The organism is Pseudomonas sp. LBUM1664, assembly GCF_059695895.1.
Window position 1 is genome coordinate 3525575 of sequence record NZ_CP166791.1, and the last position, 16865, is coordinate 3542439.

The 16865-nt window shown below is 61.5% G+C and carries 10 protein-coding genes; 2 read left to right on the forward strand and 8 right to left on the reverse strand.

Annotation, left to right across the window (positions count from 1 at the left end):
• Positions 1-64: 64 nt before the first annotated feature.
• Complete coding sequence (locus tag ACA047_RS16340) at positions 65-5677, forward strand: putative Ig domain-containing protein (RefSeq protein ID WP_497350972.1); 5613 nt, start codon at positions 65-67, stop codon at positions 5675-5677.
• 184 nt (positions 5678-5861) lie between these two features.
• Here the strand turns inward: ACA047_RS16340 and ACA047_RS16345 are convergent, their stop codons facing one another.
• The 3 genes from ACA047_RS16345 to ACA047_RS16355 are packed head-to-tail and all read right to left on the reverse strand — an operon-like array spanning position 5862 to position 10304.
• The gene (locus tag ACA047_RS16345; protein WP_497350974.1) at positions 5862-7217 is read right to left on the reverse strand and encodes a TolC family outer membrane protein; all 1356 of its coding nucleotides are present in this window, start codon (positions 7215-7217) and stop codon (positions 5862-5864) included.
• A gap of 2 nt (positions 7218-7219) precedes the next feature.
• The gene (locus ACA047_RS16350) at positions 7220-8590 is read right to left on the reverse strand and encodes an HlyD family type I secretion periplasmic adaptor subunit (protein WP_497350976.1); all 1371 of its coding nucleotides are present in this window, start codon (positions 8588-8590) and stop codon (positions 7220-7222) included.
• Positions 8583-10304: a type I secretion system permease/ATPase gene (locus tag ACA047_RS16355; RefSeq protein ID WP_497350978.1), complete on the reverse strand. Its 1722-nt coding sequence runs from the start codon at positions 10302-10304 to the stop codon at positions 8583-8585. The genes ACA047_RS16350 and ACA047_RS16355 overlap by 8 nt, the downstream gene beginning before the upstream one ends.
• 414 nt (positions 10305-10718) lie before the next feature.
• Here ACA047_RS16355 and ACA047_RS16360 point away from each other — a divergent pair, with 414 nt between their 5' ends.
• Positions 10719-11822 carry a sigma-54 interaction domain-containing protein gene (locus tag ACA047_RS16360; protein WP_497350980.1) on the forward strand — a complete coding sequence of 368 codons (1104 nt, stop codon included), beginning with the start codon at positions 10719-10721 and terminating at the stop codon, positions 11820-11822.
• Here the strand turns inward: ACA047_RS16360 and ACA047_RS16365 are convergent.
• From ACA047_RS16365 to ACA047_RS16385, 5 genes are all read right to left on the reverse strand, one after another.
• Positions 11806-12591 (reverse strand): ABC transporter ATP-binding protein, encoded by a 786-nt coding sequence (locus ACA047_RS16365; protein ID WP_497350982.1) that lies wholly within the window; start codon positions 12589-12591, stop codon positions 11806-11808. The genes ACA047_RS16360 and ACA047_RS16365 overlap by 17 nt on opposite strands.
• 57 nt (positions 12592-12648) lie before the next feature.
• Positions 12649-13974 (reverse strand): ABC transporter substrate-binding protein, encoded by a 1326-nt coding sequence (locus ACA047_RS16370; RefSeq protein ID WP_497350984.1) that lies wholly within the window; start codon positions 13972-13974, stop codon positions 12649-12651.
• Between the two features lie 71 nt (positions 13975-14045).
• On the reverse strand, positions 14046-15113 hold the full coding sequence (locus ACA047_RS16375; protein ID WP_497350986.1) for a branched-chain amino acid ABC transporter permease: 1068 nt from the start codon (positions 15111-15113) through the stop codon (positions 14046-14048).
• 20 nt (positions 15114-15133) lie between these two features.
• Positions 15134-16015 (reverse strand): branched-chain amino acid ABC transporter permease, encoded by an 882-nt coding sequence (locus ACA047_RS16380; protein WP_497350988.1) that lies wholly within the window; start codon positions 16013-16015, stop codon positions 15134-15136.
• A 67-nt stretch (positions 16016-16082) separates the two neighbouring features.
• A complete protein-coding gene (locus ACA047_RS16385) occupies positions 16083-16865 on the reverse strand; it encodes an ABC transporter ATP-binding protein (protein ID WP_497350990.1) in 783 nt (260 codons plus the stop codon).

Sequence of the window (16865 nt, forward strand, 5' to 3'; positions counted from 1 at the left end):
CACGGTGGCCGCCGATGGAATATTGGCATCTACCGTGGTTTCAGCCCGATACGGAGATAAGCTCATGATTTTTAACGTACAAGATTTTGGCGCCAAAGGAGACGGCATCACCGACGACACCGCGGCGATACAAAGTGCGATTGATGCGGCGGCCGCTGCGGGTGGTGGGCAGGTGTACATGCCGACCGGCACTTATATCGTTTCGGGGGGCGAGGAACCGTCGGACGGCTGCGTGATGCTTAAAAGCAACGTCTACCTGTACGGCGACGGCACGGGCGAAACCACCGTCAAGGTAGCTGATGGCTCCGACACCAAGATCACGGGCGTCATCCGCTCGGCCTATGGCGAGGAAACACACGATTTCGGTGTCAGCAACCTCACCATCGACGGCAACCGCGACAATACCACGGGCAAGATCGACGGCTGGTTCAACGGCTACATTCCCGGCGAAGAAGGCTACGACTCCAACGTCACCCTCGACAACGTCGAGATCAAGGATTGCTCCGGGTACGGCTTCGACCCGCACGAGCAGACCGTCAACATGGTCATCAAGAACTGCGTGTCCCATGGCAACGGCCTGGACGGCTTCGTTGCCGATTTCCTCAGCGACAGCACCTTCGAAAACAACGTCGCCTACGACAACGACCGCCACGGTTTCAACATCGTCACCAGCACCCACGACTTCACCATGACCAATAACGTCTCCTACGACAACGGCGGCAATGGCATCGTGGTGCAGCGTGGCAGCGAGGACATTGCTTCCCCGAGCAACATCACCATCACCGGTGGCGAGGTGTATGGCAACGGCGCCGAAGGTGTGCTGATCAAGATGTCCAGCGAGGTGACCGTCAGCGACGTCGATATTCACGACAACGCCAGCGCGGGAATACGCATCTACGGCAGCAACCACGTCGAGGTCGTCGACAACACGCTCAACAACAATTCCCTGGGCGGCGCCGTACCGGAAATCATCATCCAGTCCTACGACGACACCCAGGGCGTGTCCGGCAAGTACTTCAACGGCAGCGATAACACGATCCAGGGCAACACTATCAGCGGCAGCGACCTGTCGACCTACGGCGTTGCCGAACGCAATGAAGACGGCACCGATCGCAACGCCATCATCGCCAACACCATCAGTCATACCAGCAAGGGCGCCACGCTGATCTATGGCGACGGCAGCTACGTCAGCGCCACAGTGCCAGTGACTACCGTGCAAGGTACCGACGGCAACGACACCTTGCTGGGCAGCAGTGCCAACGAGATTTTCTACGGCGGGGCCGGAAAGGACACCATCAATGGCGGTGCCGGAGACGACATCCTGGTAGGCGGCGCTGGCATCGACAAACTCACCGGGGGCTCGGGCGCCGATACGTTCCGCTTCACCAGCCAGTCCGACAGTTACCGCAACACCACCACCAGCTTCGATGACACCGTTACCGATTTCGACGTCACCCAGGACAAGATCGACCTCGCCGGCCTCGGCTTTACCGGCCTGGGCAATGGTCATGGCGGCACCCTGCAGGTCAGCTACAGCGCCAGCAGTGACCGCACCTACATCAAGGACTATGACGCCGACGCCAGCGGCAATCGCTTCGAGCTGATTCTCTCGGGCAATCTGACCAGTACCCTGACGGCCAGCAACTTCATCTTCAATCGCGTGGTCACCGGCACCAGCGGCAGCGACTCGCTGCTGGGTAGCGATTCGGCCGACACCCTGCTTGGCCTGGAGGGCAACGACAGCCTCAGTGGTGGCGCGGGCGACGACAAGCTCGATGGCGGCGCCGGCATGGACACCCTCACCGGCGGTGCAGGCGCAGACACTTTTGTGTTCTCCAATCGCCTGGACAGCTACCGCAATTACAACACCGGCGGCGCCAACCTCGGCGACCTGATCACCGACTTCGATGTCACCGCCGACAAGATCGACCTCTCAGCCATGGGCTTCACCGGCCTGGGCGACGGCAAGAACGACACCGTGTACGTGGTGCTCAACAGTGCCGGCACCAAGACCTACATCAAATCCCTGACTGCCGACGCCAGTGGCAACCGCTTCGAAGTGGCGCTGGACGGCAATTACCTCAACACCCTGACCAGCGCCAATTTTGTCTTCGCCACCTCGTCAACGACTAACCAGGCGCCAGTGCTGGCCACGGCCCTACTGGACCAAAGCGCGACCGAAAACACCGCATTCAGCTATGTAATACCGGCCACCAGCTTCACCGACCCCGATAACGACAGCCTCAGCTACACCGCCACACTGACCGATGGCAGCGCCTTGCCCAGTTGGCTGACCTTCGACGCCGCCACCCGTGCGTTCAGCGGCACGCCAAGCGACACGGCGTCGGGCACCTATGCCATACAGGTCACCGCGACCGATGGCAGCAACGCCACCGTCAGCGACACCTTTACCCTCGCGGTACAGGACGTGCCCGCGGACATTGTGATCAATGGCACCCCCAACAACGACACGCTGACCGGCACCGCGGCGAACGAACAACTGTTCGGTGGCGCCGGTAACGACACGATTAATGGCGGCGCTGGCAACGACATTTTGGTGGGCGGCACCGGGGTGGACAAACTCACCGGCGGCGCGGGCGCCGATGTGTTCCGCTTCACCTCAAAGCTCGACAGCTACCGTACCAGCTCCACCAGCGCCAGTGACCAGATCCTCGATTTCGACGTGGTCGCCGACAAGATCGATGTGTCAGCGCTCGGCTACACGGGCTTGGGCAATGGCCTGAATGGCACGCTGCAAGTGACCTACAGTTCCTCGACCAACCGCACCTACCTCAAGGACCTCACCGTCGACGCCAACGGCAACCGCTTCGAGGTGTCGCTGGCGGGCAACCTGGTCAGCAGCCTGACGGCCAGTCATTTTGTGTTCGCCGACCAGAACACGCCCAGCAACGTTGCGCCGGTCTTAGCCATCGCGCTCATCGACCAGAACGCCACCGAAAGCACGCCGTTCAGCTACACCGTGACCTCCGACAGTTTCACCGACGCCAACCAGGATGTATTGACCTACACCGCGACCCTCGCCGATGGCAGCGCCCTGCCCGCCTGGCTGACGTTCAATGCCACCACCCTGACCTTCACCGGCACCCCGACCAGCACCGCGTCAGGCAACTACAACGTGCTGCTCAAGGCCACCGATCCTTCAGGCGCGTCGGTCAGCGACAGCTTCGCCCTGGCAGTGGCCGATACGCCCGCCAACACCATCACCGGGACCAGCAGTGCCGAAACCCTAAACGGAACGGCGGGCGAAGACCTGATTCTCGGCCTGGACGGCAACGATACGATCAAGGCCGACGCAGGCACGGACATCGTCGACGGCGGCACCGGACGCGATTCGTTGTACGGTGGCGACGGTGCCGACACCTTCCGCTACACCGACGTGCTCGACAGCTACCGCGACTACGACACGGGCGGTGTAACGGCCACGGACACGATCTATGACTTCACTGAGGGCGTCGACAAGATCGATGTTTCGGCCCTGGGTTTTACCGGCCTCGGCGATGGCAGCAATGGCACGCTGTACGTGACCCTGAACGCGGCCGGCGACAAGACCTACATAAAATCCAGCGAAGCCGACGCCGATGGCAATCGCTTCGAAATCGCCCTCAACGGCAACTACCTCAACACACTGACCGCCGATGACTTCGTGTTCGGCGAGCGCGCCCAGCAGGACATCCTCTACCTGCCAACCCTCGGCCAATCCAACGCGCGCCTGCTGCGCATGACCGAGGACGACAACCAGTCCGGCACGTCGATGCTGGTCAATGACCTGGACCGCTACACCACCTATGACGTACGCAGCCAGTTCACCGATGCCGACGGCAATGGCATCGACATCGCGGTGGGCGGCAGCACGGTCAACGGCCTGTCGACCATGAGCGCCGAAGAACTCGACCTGTGCTGGTGGCTGACTGATACCAACCAACCCGGGCCCGCACTGTTACGCGCCGTGGCGTTAATGCAGGACCAGCTCACCGAACTCAAATCCATCGATAACGTCACCATGGGGATCATTTGGGGCCAGGGTGAAGAAGCCGCCCAGGAGATCGGCCGTGCCACCGACAAACAAGCCGCAGCGGCCGCCTACAAGGCTGCAACGCTGGCGGTGTTTGACTACCTGCACGCCCAATTTGGCAATTTCAGCGTGTACATGATGGAGACGGGTCACTACGAGGAGGACTCGGCGCGTGCCCGTGGCTATTCGGAAGAAAAGATTGCCTCCATTGTCGAGGGTGTCGGCTATGTCCGCGCGGCTCAGGAAGCCATCGCCGCCGAGCGCGACGACGTCAAGCTGGCGGTGGACTACACCGACCTGCCCTTGCGCTATGAGGTCGATCCGCTGGTGTACCCCGACGATGTCTGGCACCTGCACGAGGAATCGGCGGAGATCGTCGGCCAGCGCCTGGCCGATTACATCGCCGATGACCTTGGCTTCCAGGGCAATCCGGATGACAACAACAGCGTGCAGGACATTTACGATAACGCTCAGAACGAAGGCGGGCACATTTCCGGTACCAGTGACGGGGACACCCTGGTAGGCAGTTCGGGCAACGACACGCTCGATGGCGACCTGGGCGCCGATACCATGACCGGTGGCGATGGCAACGACATCTATGTGGTCGATAATGCGTTCGACAGCGTGGTGGAGACCAACACCTCGACCTCACAGATCGACACGGTGCAGGCCTCGGTCAGCTGGACCCTGGGCGCCAATCTCGAGAATCTGGTGCTCACCGGCGTGTCGGACATCGACGGCACCGGCAATGAGCGGCGCAACTTCATCACCGGCAATGCCGCCAACAACGTGCTTGATGCCGCCGCCGGGAACGACAGCATGAGCGGTGGTGATGGCAACGACACCTACTATGTCGACAATTCCGCCGATACCGTGATCGAGACCAACAGCAATGCGGTACCTGGGGGGATCGACAGCGTACACAGCAGCCTGGCGGCCTATACCCTCGGCAGCAACGTTGAGAACCTGTACATCGACGCTTCCGACGCCGCCAATGGCACGGGCAATGCGCTGGATAACACGCTGTTCGCCGGTGCCGGCAACAACGTGCTGGACGGGCGCGATGGCAATGACACGGTGTCCTTTGAGCGTGCCTTGGCCGGGGTTACCGTGAACCTCTCGACGTCTGCGCAGCAGAACACTGTGGGTTCCGGGCTCGACACCTTGAAATTCATCGAGAACCTGACGGGAAGCGCCTACGCCGACAGTCTGTCGGGGAACAGCGGCGCGAACGTTCTGAACGGCGGTGCCGGCAACGACACGCTGGTGGGCGGTTCGGGGGATGATCGGCTGATTGGCGGTGAAGGCACCGACAGCCTCACCGGCGGCACTGGCGCAGACACGTATGTGTTCGGTGCGCTGGCGGACATGGACGTCGGTGCGCTGCGCGATGTGATCAGCGGTTTCAAGAGCAGCGAGGGTGATCAACTGGACTTCACCGCGCTGGACGCTAACCCGCTCACCGCCAATGTCGACGCCTTCACGTTCATCGGCAGCAATGCCTTCGACAGCACCAACGCCACCGGCCAACTGCGCTTTGCCGACGGCATCCTCTACGGCAGTGTCAATGCCGACGCCACCCCCGAGTTCGAATTCGAGCTGGTGGGCGTCAAGGAGCTGCACGCCAGCGACTTTACGGCTTGAATGGCGTTCTGACGAGCGCATACCCGTGGGGTATGGAAGCACTTTGTGGCGAGGGTGGGTCCCAATCCGAATGACTCCCAAGTAATTTGAAGTACCCGAAAATTCCAAGACAGCCACAGAACAAATGTGGGAGCGAGCCTGCTCGCTCCCACAGGAAATGCGGCTATGGACGACCCCAGGCTGTTCAAAACAGGCTTTGCACCTGCTCCAGGATCGAGCGGTTCATCTGACCGGTGTGGGTGTGCAGGCTCACGTAACTTTGCAGCATGTCGAGCTTGGTGTTGAGCAGGTCTCGACGCGCCTGGAATACCCGCTGCTGAGCATCGAGAATATCCACGGTGGAACGCACGCCGCCCTGGAAGCCTTTTTCCGTCGATGTCAGCGCCCGCTGATTGGACTCTACCGCCCGCTGCATCGCCTTGCTCTTGGAAAACCCGGCCACGACACCCAGATAATCTGTTTCGATATCCTCGGCCAATTGTTGACGCTGCACATCGTAGTCGGACTGGGCACCGGCCAGTTGCGCTTCGGCCTTGGCCACCGAGGCACGTACCGCACCGCCGCGATACAACGGAATATCCAGCTGCATGCCCACGTAATAGGTATCCTGGCGCGGGTCGAGTTCCTGGTACTGGCGGGTTTCCCGGCGGGTCAACTGAGTGGTCAGCGACAACGTCGGATAATGCCCGGCGCGCTGGCTGTCGGCCTGCGCCTCGGCTACTTTCACCGCAGCCAGCCGGGCCGCCAGTTCGGGGCTGGCCTCACGGGCGATGGCCGTCCAATAGGGTAAATCCTGCTCTGGCGGAATCGGGCTTCCGGCGGCCAATTCCTCGCGCATCGGCTGTATGTCATCGATGGGCACACTGGCGCGACCGGACAACGCCCGCAACGCCGCCACACGACGGGCCTGGGCTTCGGCCTCCTGCGCTTCGACCAGATCAAGCCGCGCCTGGGCTTCATCGATATCGGTGATCGCACCCTGGCCGCCTTGATAAAGCCTTTTGCTCTGCGTGACCAAGCCGTTGATGGCAGCCTTTTGCTGGGCGATCAACTTGATCTCGTTCTCGGCCCGGGCCACGTCGAAATACCCTTTGGCAACCCGGTCGTACAGGGTCTGGCCGGCAACGTCGAATAGCTGATTACCCAATTGTCCCCGGGCCTTGCCCTCCTGATACGCGGCCCAGCGCCCCTTGTCGTAGAGGGGTTGTTGCGCCGCCAGGGTGACGTTGTTCGCCTGATAATCGTTGCTGTTGACGTAGCCACTGTCGTCGCCGCCATCGGTACGCCCGCCGCGGCCGTAACGCGAGGTCAGCGACACTTGTGGGTAGAGACCACCGCGACCAATCGCCTCTTCATGTCGTGATGCCTCAAAAGCATGGGCAGCCGATTGCACTGTCGGGTCGTTGAGGCGTGAGGCGTCGTACGCGGCGGTCAGGCTCAGTCCTTCCTCAGCGGCCCACGCGGGATTGATCGCGGCCCAACTGGTGCACAGGCCCAGCAGCACACCTGAGCGATAGCGGTAACGAAAAGGGACGGTCATGCTCATTCCTCTTTAAAGGCAGCAAGCAAGCGTTCGCGCAAAGGTTTCATCAGGTAATTCATCAAGGTGCGTTCGCCCGTCACCACCGTGACATCGGCGAGCATGCCAGGGCGCACCAGCAAGCCGGCGGTCTGCAGCGAGGCAACGGTGTCGGCGGGAATCTCGACCTTGGCGGAGAAGTATGGCTGGTGCGTCTGTTCATTGATCAACTGGTCCGCCGACACCGTCGTCACCGTGCCGGTGACCGTGGGCGTATCCACCCGTTGCAGTGCGGTGAAATGCACATGCACCGGCAACCCCGGCCGCAATTTATTGGCCATCAGCGGCTCGAAACGCGCGGTGATCGCCATCGGCGCATCCAGCGGCACCACCTGCATCAGGGTTTGGCCTGCCTGCGCGACGCCCCCGACCGTATGAATGCTCAAGTCCATGACCTGCCCGGCCACCGGCGCACGGATCGCACCGTTGTTGACTTCGAACTGCAAGGCTCGGATCTGATCGGCATAGCTGGCAGCCTCGGCAGAGACCTCGCTGAGCTGGGTTTCGGCATCGCGGCGGAATTCCTGTTGCGCCTGCAGGGCCTTGAGCCGGCTTTCGTTGATCGCCTGGCGGGTCCTGCCGACATCACCCACGCCAGAGGCAATCTGCCCCGCCAGTTGAGCCGCGTTGCGCTCGGCCTCGAAGAGTTTGTTGCGCGGGACGTAGCCTTCACGCGCCAAGTCCCGTAGCCCCTCGAGCTCCTGTTGCTGGAAGCGCATCTGCGTGTCGTAGTTACGCTTGACCCCTTCGTAGCCGAGCAATTGCTGCTGCAACGCCGCGGCTTCGTGATCGATGATCTGCAAGCGGCTGCCCAACTCCGCGCGACGGGTAAAAAACAACTGGCTCTGCAATGCCATGGCCGCCTTGACCCGCGGCTCGTCGGCGTGCTCCAGCAGTTCGGCAGGCCAGCGGATTTCGGCGATGCCCAAGCGCTCGGCAATCAACCGCGCCTCGACGCTGCGATCATTGAGCAACTTGCCGAGGGTCACATCCAACTGCGACTGCGCCTGTACCGTATTGAGCTGCACCAGCAACTGGCCCTGGGTGACTCGATCGCCATCGCTGACCAGCAGCTTTTCCACTACCCCGCCGACCAATGACTGCACAGCCTTGCGCTCGCCCGCCACCACGACAGTGCCGCTGCCCACGACACCCTGATCGAGCGGCGCCAGGCAGGCCCAGAGCAAAAAACCGCCCAGTGCCACGACCAGGAAACCCACACCATAGCGCGCGGCACCAACGGCGTCGGTACTGGCGCTGGGCAGCGTACTGGCACTGCGCACGCTCAGCCCCTGCTCGCTGTACACGTGTGCACCTGGCTTCAGATCACGCATCTTCACCGGCCTCTCTGACGGCGGCCGTTCTAGGCCCCGGCATCAATGCCTTGAGTACCCGGTCCCGTGGGCCGAACGCTTGTTGGGTACCGTCCTTGAGCACCAGGATGTGATCGACGACCGCCAGCACATTGGGCCGGTGGGTGATCAGCACCACGGTGCTGCCGGCGGCCTTGAGAACACTGATGGCCTGCACCAACGCCAGCTCGCCGGCTTCGTCGAGGTTGGAGTTGGGCTCGTCGAGCACGATCAGCGACGGGCGTCCATACAGCGCACGGGCCAGGCCGAGGCGTTGTTTCTGCCCACCGGACAAGCCAAGCCCGCCAGGGCCCAGCGGCGTGTCGTAACCCTTGGGGAACCGCAGGATCATCTCGTGAATGCCAGCGTGACGGCTGGCGGCGATGATCTTGTCGGCGTCCTGCTCGCCGAAGCGGGCGATGTTGTCGGCAACGCTGCCGTCGAACAGCTCGATGTCCTGCGGCAAGTATCCGAGGTGCGGGCCCAAGGCGTCGTGGGACCATTGGCTGATCTCGGCGTCGTCCAGACGCACCGATCCACCCATGGCCGGCCACACCCCGACCAGCGCTCTGGCCAGCGTCGATTTACCACTGGCGCTGGGACCGACAACCGCGAGCACATCACCTTTGGCCAGGCTGAAATTGATGCCCCGCAGAATCGGTTGCGAGGCACCGGGCGGGCCGACATACAACTGTTCCAGGCGCACCGCACCGGTGGGCGGTGGCAACGGCATGCGCAGGCGATCACGCGGGTGCTGGGTAAGGAGCTGGCTCAGGCGCTGGTAACTCTGGCCGCCGGAGTTGAACTGCTTCCACGAGCCGATGGCGATCTCCACGGGCGCCAAGGCACGGCCCAGCAGCAGCGACATCGCAATCATCATGCCTGCCGACAGTTGGCCTTCGAGCACCAGCAACGCCCCCAGGCCCAGGGCCAGCGATTGTCCGGAGATGCGCACAAAACGGGTCGTCGACGTGATACGGGCGCTACGATCGCTAGCATGGGCCTGAGCGGCAATGATGCGTTGTTGCAGCAGACTCCAGCGCTGGCGCAACGGCCCGAGCATGCCCAGGGCCTGGATGACTTCGGCATTGTGTAACGTGCTGTTTACATAGATAGCCGACTGCACACCCAGTCGATTGGCCTCCCCCAGACGCGCCCGTGTCGCCAGTTCGCCCCACAGCGCCAAGCCGACCAGCACCAAGGCAAGCACCAGCGTCAGCACCCCGAACCAGGGATGAAAGATAAACGCCACCAGCAGGAAAATCGGCAACCACGGCGCATCGAGCAAGGCAATCAGGCCCTGGCCGGTGATCAACTGTCGAAGCGTGGCCAAGTCGCTGAGCACCTGCGCCGGGTTGGCATTGTGCTCGCGCAGGCTGCGGGCGAAGGCTGCGTCGAAAATGCGCTCGCCCAGGGCGTCATCCAGACCGGCGCTCATGCGAATCATCACTTGGCCGCGTACCCACTCGATCAGGCCACTGAACATGAACAGTCCCAGGGCGATCAAGGTGAGCATGAACAGTGTGGTTTCGTTGCGGCTGGTCAGGACCCGATCATAAACCTGCATCATGTAGAGCGATGGCACCAACACCAACAGATTGATCACGCCGCTGAACAGCGCCAGCGACCAAAACACGCGGCGATAGCTGAGCAAGGCGGCATCAATATCATGACGCGGATCGAGTAACGAACCCATAGTGTGTCAACCCGCAAAAGAAATAGCCGATCCTGACGCAATCCATCGCGAGTTTTTTGCGCGAATACATTCGCGCAATCGCATAAATGTAGCTGACGCGCCCCTACCGGGGGCGATTATCGACGCTACAGGCGCCATGTACTGACCGCATATCCTTTGGTTAGTGCCGGCTCCAAGTTTGTGTTTTTCGCGTTACAGACTGACGGGGCACGACGTTTTCATCATTGTCAGCCAAAGCCCTAAGCTAATAACCTAAAGTTATTTGTTTTGTTATTTTTAGATCATTTAGATTAAGCCCTAAGCCGAATGGCTTGCACGGTGTTGCCACCAAGAAACGTTGGCATTCACCCCCACATCCAGTTTTTCGCCCCTGGACATTTCCAGTCATTGCGAACTCACTAACGGGCCACCGTCATGCAGCTCCTCACGCTTCCCCCCTCTCCCGGCCTCGCCACCTCGATTCGCGCCACGGCTCAGGTCTTTGAAGACCCGACTTCGCAGGCCCTGCTGGCCCATTTGCAACAAGTGGCGCCCAGTGACGCCAGTGTGTTGATCATCGGCCAGACCGGTACCGGCAAAGAACTGGTGGCCCGGCACGTGCACAACCTCAGCGCCCGCCGCAACAAGCCGTTCATTGCGGTGAACTGCGGGGCGTTTTCCGAGACGCTGGTGGAGGCCGAGTTGTTCGGGCATGAAAAAGGCGCCTTCACGGGCGCGTTGACGGCCAAGGCCGGCTGGTTCGAGGAGGCCGACGGCGGCACGCTGTTCCTGGATGAAATCGGTGATTTACCGCTGCCGATTCAGGTCAAGCTGCTCAGGGTGCTACAGGAGCGTGAAGTGGTGCGCCTGGGCTCGCGCAAGAGCATCAAGATCAATGTGCGGGTGCTGGCGGCGACCAACGTACAACTGGAGAAAGCCATCAACGCCGGACACTTTCGCGAGGATCTGTATTACCGCCTGAATGTGGTCAGCCTGGTGCTCAAGCCCCTGCGCGAACGCCCCGGCGACATCCTCCCGCTGATACGCCACTTCATCGCCGAGTACAGCCGCAGGCTGGGTCACGGCGAGGTCACGCTGGACGCCCAGGCGCAGCGCAAGCTGCTCGACTACTCCTGGCCGGGCAATATCCGCGAACTGGAAAACGTCATTCATCACACGCTGCTGATTTGCCGCAACAAGGTGATTGGCGTGCAGGACCTGCACCTGTCTAACTTTCGCATCGAGCGCCAGGACAGTGCGCAAGAGTGCGCACCTCAAAGTGCCGAGGATTTATTGCAAAAGGCCTTCGAAAAACTGCTGGAGCAAGAGCATGGCGACCTGCATGAGAAGGTCGAAGCCGCGCTGCTGCGGACCACGTATCGCTACGCCAACTGCAACCAGGTCCACACGGCCAGCCTGTTGGGCCTGAGCCGCAACGTCACCCGCACGCTGCTGATCAGGATCGGCGAGCTGGTGGTCAACAAACGCCGCTCGACGCTGAACACGCAGGACGGCCGGGTGATCAACCTGTCAACCTGAGTTCGCCTTCAAGGGAGGGCCGCTTTGCGCCCAGGTAAAAGTCCTGGAGATCGCCGCGGGCCGCCAGTTGCTCGGCAGTGCCCTCACTGACCACACGCCCGCTTTCCAACACGTAGCCGTACTGGGCATAGCGCAGGGCGATGTTGATGTTCTGCTCGGCGATCAGAAAACTGACGCCATCGCGCCGATTGAGTTGGTGGATGATTTCGAAGATTTCCTCGACGATCTGCGGTGCCAACCCCATTGACGGTTCGTCCAGCAATACCAGTTGCGGCTTGGCCATCAGGGCCCGTCCGATCGCGATCATCTGCTGTTCGCCACCCGAGGTGTAGCCGGCCAGGCTCTTGCGCCGCAATTTCAGGCGCGGGAAATGCGCGTAGACCCACTCCAGATCGGCCACCAACTGACGCCGCGGAGCCTGACGGGCAAGGGCGCCGGTCAGCAGGTTTTCCTCCACGGTCAAGTGAGCAAAGCAATGCCGGCCTTCCAGCACTTGCACCAATCCGTTCGCCGCCAGGGTGTGGGGAGCACTGTGGGTCACCTCCCGGCCTCGATAAACAATCCGCCCCCGCACCACTTCGCCCCGCTCGGCGCGCACCAGGTTGGAGACAGCCTTCAATGTGGTGCTTTTTCCCGCACCGTTGGCGCCCAGCAACACCACCACCTGCCCTTTCGCCACCTTCAGCGACACGCTGCGTACCGCCAGGATGGTCTGCTCGTACAGGACTTCAATATCGTCGATCTGCAGGATCGGCACGTTCGTCGTCATGCTATTCAACCTCTTCAAGAGGCGACCGGATGCACGCATCCAGGTCGCCGCGATGCCTCAGGATTCCTTGCTGCAATCACGCGGGGTAATGCCTTTTTCCCGGGCGTACTGGTGCGAGGAAGCCTCGATGATCGGCCGCAACAAGGCGCGGTCGGCCTGTACCCAATCACTGATCAGGTTCCACTTCGTGCCATCCCATTGCTGGAAGCGCACCGCACCGCCGCCTTCATGGTCCGAGCAAGACAATTGCAACGGCTGCACCAGCCCCAACGCCCCCAGTTGCTTGAGCCGGGCGTCATCGAGCTTGAGATTCTCGAAACCCCAGCGCACCTGTTCGCCGGTCAGGGGTTTCTGGCCAAACTTCTGCTGCGCAATGCGCAAGGCTTCGACATTGAGGATGCCGTTGACCACGCCGAGGTTGTAATACACGGTGCCAAAACGCTTGGGATCGGCCAGGTCGCCGTGACCGGCATCGACCACTTGCTGCTTGATCCCCTGCAGAACCGGAAAATCGGTGCCCGAGGGGTGCGTGGTGATGGCGATGAATCCCTTGGCCGCAGCACCGGCCGGCGCAGCATCATCCTCGGAGTTGCTCCAGATATTGCCGATGATGTGGTCGGCCGGAAAACCGACTTTCTGCGCGGTTTTCAGCGCCACCGGGTTCATCACGCCCCAACCGCGCAAGATCACCCAGTCGGGCTTTTCCCGGCGGATATTCAGCCATTGCGACTGCTGCTCATTGCCTGGATGTGGCACCTCCAGCAGCGTCAGCGCAAAGCCGTATTTGTCAGCCAGGGTTTGCAGGACCTCATTGGTTTCCTTGCCATAGGGCGAGCCGTGATACAGGGTAACGATCTTCAAGCCCTTGAGTTTGTCCAGCCCGCCAGCCCGCTGACCGATGTAATTGATGATCGCCGACACCTCGGAATACGGGTTCAGCTGCAACGGGAAGACATATGGAAACACGCTGCCATCGGTGGAGTCCGTGCGCCCGTGGTTGATGGTGATCAGCGGCAATTTGTCGGCGGTCGAACGCTCCAGCGTGGCGTAGGCAATACCCACCGACAACGGGTTGGTCGCCGCCGCCGGCGCACCGTTCAAACCGTTCTTCAAACGCTCGTAGCACTCGACGCCTTTTTCCACCACGTATTCGGTTTCGCACTCGCTCCAGGTCAGCTTGACGCCGTTCACGCCGCCGTTGGCGTTGACGTACTTGAGGTAGTCGATGAAGCCACCGAAAAAACCGGTCCCGCCGGCCGCATAGGGGCCGACGCGATAGCTTTGCAGCGGGAAGTATTGTTCGTTGTCCGCCTGGACGGTAAAGGCCGCGGCGGTGAGGCTGATAGCCAACGCCAGGCTGCTGGCGAATGATCGTTTGAACATGGATTTTCCTTAGGATGAGACCGGTGATAAGCCAACAGAATGGAACTGCAAACCCGCGCTTCGCGCATCGCTCAGTAGCGCAGCGGCCACAGCCGTGCACGCTCGCGAAATGTCTGCCAGAGGCGCGCAAGGCCCTCGGGTTCTTTGATCAGAAACAGGATGATCAGGGCGCCGAATATCATCTTCTGCAGGTTCTCCACCTGGCCGGCGTCAATCAGCCCACCGGGCAGCAAAGACACCAGATTGGAGAGCAACACCGGGAACAGAACGATAAAAGCCGCCCCGAGAAAGTTGCCCAGCAGACTGCCGAGGCCGCCGATAATGATGATGAACAGGATCTGAAAGGATCGATTGAGATCGAAACCGTGGGGCTCCACCGTGCCCAGGTAGGCGAAGGCCCAGAGAGCACCGGCCACGCCGAGGAAAAAACCGCTGATGGCGAAGGCCAGCAGCTTGGTTTTCGCCAAGGGGATACCGATGACCGCCGCGGCCGTGTCCATGTCGCGCACCGCCATCCAGTTGCGCCCCAACTCGCTGCGCACCAGGTTCTTGCCCAGCCAGAACAGCGCCACGACCACCGTCAGGGTCAATAGATACCGCCCGGCTGGCGCGTCCAGGTTCACCGCAAATACTTCCAGGCGCGGGGCACTGATCACGCCCGAGGCGCTGTTATTGGAAAACCAACTGAAGCGGGTCAACGCCCAGGTCACAAAGAACTGTGCCGCCAGGGTCGAGACCAGCAGATAGAAGCCTTTGATGCGCAGGCTTGGCAGGCCGAACAGCACCGCCACCAGCCCCGCCGTCAACCCGCCCAACGCGATGCTGAGCAACAGCGGCAAAGCCGCGACACGCACTTCGAGGTTGTAGGTGGCAAAAGCCCCCACCGCCATGAACGCCGCAGAACCGAGAGACAGCTGCCCGGCATAGCCGGTGAGCAAGTTGAGCCCCAACCCAGCCAGAGACAGCACCAGAAACGGAATCAGAATCGCGCTGAGCCAGTAGTCATTGCCCAGCCAAGGCACCACAACGAACGCAACCAGCAACAGCGCGCCAAGCCCGAGGCGATCCTGGCGCAAGGCGAAAACACGGCGATCCTGGGCATAGTGCGTGTTGAACTGGCCCGCTTCTCGATAAAACATGTCGCTTCTCCCCTAACCCACTAGACCCGCTCGATTGCGCGCTCGCCAAACAGCCCCGCCGGACGCGCCAGCAAAAACAGCAGCGCCAGCACGTAAGGAAACCAGTTCTCGATACCGCTGCCGATGAAGGGCCCGAGGTAAACCTCTGCCAACTTTTCCGATGCGCCGATGATCAACCCACCAACAATCGCCCCGCTGATCGAGGTGAAGCCGCCAATGATCAACACCGGCAACGCCTTGAGCACCACCAGCGAAAGTGAGAACTGCACGCCCAGGCGAGCGCCCCAGAGCAGGCCGGCGACCAGCCCGACGCCCCCCGCCACCGCCCACACCACCACCCAGACCCGCTGCAACCGGATCCCCACGGCCAACGCCGCCAGCGGATCATCGGCCACCGCCCGCAACGCCAGCCCCAACCGGGTCTTGTTGAACAGCCAGGACAACAGCAGCACCAACACAGCGGCCGTCAGCGCGGCAAAAATGTCGAACTGCGACAGCAGCATCCCGCCCAACTCCAGCGGCTCGTCACTGATGCCAAGCTCCAAGCCGTGCACCTGCGCGCCCCATAGCGCCTGGGCAAAACCCTCAATGACGTAGGAGAGCCCGAGGGTGGCCATGAACAGCGTGATCGGCGAGCGGTTGACCAGCGGGCGCAGCACCACGCGCTCCACCGCCACGGCGATCAGCACCATGGCCGCCAGGCTGATGACAAACGCCAGCCAGAACGGCACACCGCGCTCCAGCAGGCTGACGAAGGTCAGCGCCGAGAACAGCACCATCGAGCCCTGGGCAAAATTGAACACACCGGAGGCCTTGTAGATCAGTACAAAACCGATGGCCACCAAGGCGTACATCACCCCCGCCAACAGCCCGCCAATCAATACTTCAAAGAAAAATTCCATGCCTGTTCCTGCTCTGCGGGCGCAACTTGCCTGCCCTCCCCAACGGGAAAGTGTCGAATATTCAGTGTCAGTGACGAGTGCCCAGGTAGGCCGAAATGACCTCAGGGTTCTGCCGTACGTCTTCGGGCGAGCCGTCGCCGACCTTGCGGCCGTAATCCAGCACCACCACGTGGTCGCTGATGTCCATGACGACGCCGATATCGTGCTCGATCAACACCACGGTGGTGCCCAGCTCACGATTGATGTCGACGATAAAGCGGCTCATCTGCTGCTTCTCGTCGGCATTCATTCCGGCCATGGGTTCGTCCAGCAATAACAGCCGCGGCTCCGCCGCCAGGGCGCGGGCAAGCTCCACCCGTTTCTGCAAGCCATAGGGCAACTTGCCGACCAGCACGTCGCGCCAGGGCTGTAAGTGCAAGAACTCGATGACAAGCTCGGCCGCTTCGCGCTGGCTATCATCCTCGACGCGAGCCCGACCGATACGCAGTGCCTGTTCGATCCAACTGCTGCGGCGCTTGAGGTTGCGTCCCGTGAGCACATTGCCCAGCACGCTCATGCCCTTGAACAAAGCGATGTTCTGGAACGTCCGGGCGATGCCACGCACCGCAACATCGTGCGCACGCATCCTGCGCCGCTCTTGCTTGTCAAAACGTATGCGACCCTCCTGGGCCTGGTACACGCCGCTGATGACATTCAACAGCGAACTCTTGCCGGCACCGTTAGGGCCGATCAGGGCGCAGATTTCACCGGTGGCGACACGAAAGCTGATGTCGGTCACCGCTTTGACGCCTTTGAATGACAAGGAAATGTTGTCCAGCTCCAGCAAATGCGTGGCGGCCGTCTGTGTCAT